This window comes from Neisseria sp. P0022.S010, assembly GCF_051956635.1.
The window spans coordinates 1-237 of sequence record NZ_JBQCXF010000977.1 but is presented as its reverse complement, the minus strand read 5'-3'; the positions used below and the strand labels follow the sequence as shown (position 1 = coordinate 237).

The 237-nt window shown below is 49.8% G+C and carries 1 protein-coding gene; it reads left to right on the top strand.

Annotation, left to right across the window (positions count from 1 at the left end):
* A partial coding sequence (locus ACTHUT_RS22410; RefSeq protein ID WP_440386931.1) for a contractile injection system protein, VgrG/Pvc8 family occupies window positions 1-237 on the top strand: 237 nt, incomplete at both ends.

Here is a 237-nt window from a genome sequence, read left to right as displayed (position 1 = left end):
AAGGATGAAACCGTTTACCGCTTTGTTTTAGAGCCGCGCTTCGCGGCTTTAAAACATTTCCAAACTTCCCGGCTGTTCCAACACCAAACCATTCCCGACATCATTGTCGCCGTCTTCAAACACCACGGCTTCTCCGGTGTCGACTACCGTTTCCAAAAGAGCCGCAGCTACACCGTCCGCGAGTATGTAACCCAGTATCTCGAAAGCGACTTTACCTTTATCAACCGTCTGTGTGAA